General features: G+C 44.7%; 1 pseudogene. It reads left to right on the forward strand.

Annotated features, from left to right (window positions below):
• Positions 1 to 1,520 precede the first annotated feature (1,520 nt).
• Positions 1,521 to 1,817: pseudogene (locus tag B9Y59_RS16690) on the forward strand (DNA recombination/repair protein RecA); the annotation flags it as partial.

Raw genomic sequence — 1,817 nt, forward strand, 5'->3', positions numbered from 1 at the left:
CGTAATGGTTCCCTTCATTTACCTATAAAATGTAGGTAAAGCCTGCAACGGATGTCAAGACGATCTGCCCTGCTTGCCAATAGGCAAACTTGGCGAACTACCGTAATGGTTCACTCCTTTTGCCTATAAAATGTAGGTAAAGCCTGCAACGGATGTCAAGACGATCTGCCTTGCTTGCCTAATAGGTAAATCCGGCTAACTGCCGTAATGGTTCACTCCACTTGCCTATAAAATGTAGGTAAAGCCTGCAACGGATGTCAAGACAACCTGCCTTGTTTGCCTAATAGGTAAACCCGGATAACTGTCGTAATGGTTCCCTTCATTTACCTATAAAATGTAGGTAAAGCCTGCAACGGATGTCAAGACGATCTGCCCTGCTTGCCTAATAGGCAAATCCGGCTAACTGCCGTAATGGTTCCCTTCATTTACCTATAAAATGTAGGGAAGGCCTGCGACGATTGTCAAGACAACCTGCCTTGTTTGCCTAATAGGCAAATCCGGCTAACTACCGTAATGGTTCACTCCATTTGCCTATAAAATGTAGGGAAGGCCTGCGACGGATGTCAAGACAACCTTCCTTGTTTGCCTAATAGGTAAACTCGGTTAACTGTCGTAATGGTTCTCTTCATTTACCTAAAAATGTAGGGAAGGCCTGCGACGGATGTCAAGACGATCTGCCCTGCTTGCCTAATAGGCAAATCCAGTTATCTATCGTAATGGTTAGCCCCATTGGCTTATAAAAAATAAAAGAAAGACCTACGACAATTATCAGGATCCTTTATATTGGAGTCAAAGGGAACAGGGAGACCCAGTCGGAAAAATGGCACTTTTCCATTCTGTATCAAACAAAAAAAGAATACAAAAAATGGGGAGAATATGTTTTGACAGGACAAAACAGGTGAATCGGTGCCACTCAAAGAGCAAAACGAAGGGAAATCGTGGGGTAAAGAACCGATTGCTTGTGAACAACAAGTTTATATTCGCTATCGGTAACATTTTAAGATCTTTCTATGGTGGTTTTGACCGCAGGAGTTACATATACAGGTTTCCATCGTAAAAGAAAAAGCTGGCTGATAGGCTTTTATACGAACGCCAATGATCCTAGAAGATGTCGTCAAACCGATACCGAATCATGATGCGTAGAAAACAACAGAGAGGATGAATCCAAACGGTCTGTTGGGCATTGAAACTTTATATGGATATAGACTAGGGGGACTCTCCTTTTGCATAGAACGCTTGAGATAGAAACCCGGGCAAATCTTTGTTCGAAATTGTTCGGAATCCATTGCTTTTCTTTGAAAAATACGATATAATAACCTCACACACGAAGCGGGAATCGACGATATCCGCTTCATAGAAGAACGATGGAATCCTTGATGAAAAACAAAGTCCGTTTTTCATCGGATTTGTGAAACAATCGTCCGTTTTGTGTTCGTCAATTTTATGTCATAAAAGCTGTCATTTTAAGACGCCGGAACGTTTTCCGGCGTTTTTCCAATCAAAAGACCGGAGGGAATCAAATGGCCATCGATAAAAGTCGCGGCGCAGCTGCGGGAAAAACCATGGATAAAAAGGCGGCGCTGGAGACAGCGCTTGCGCAGATTGAAAAGCAGTTTGGCAAGGGCGCGGTGATGCGTCTTGGCCAGAATGAGGCCATGCATGTAGAAGCGATTCCCACGGGTTCGCTTTCTTTGGATCTGGCGCTTGGCATCGGTGGGTTGCCGCGCGGCCGTATTGTCGAGATTTACGGGCCGGAGAGTTCCGGTAAAACCACCTTGGCCCTGCATTGTATCGCGGAGGGACAAAAGAACGGCGGG

Origin of the sequence: Anaeromassilibacillus sp. Marseille-P3371 (genome assembly GCF_900169665.1) — a bacterium.
Lineage (GTDB): Bacteria > Bacillota > Clostridia > Oscillospirales > Acutalibacteraceae > Anaeromassilibacillus.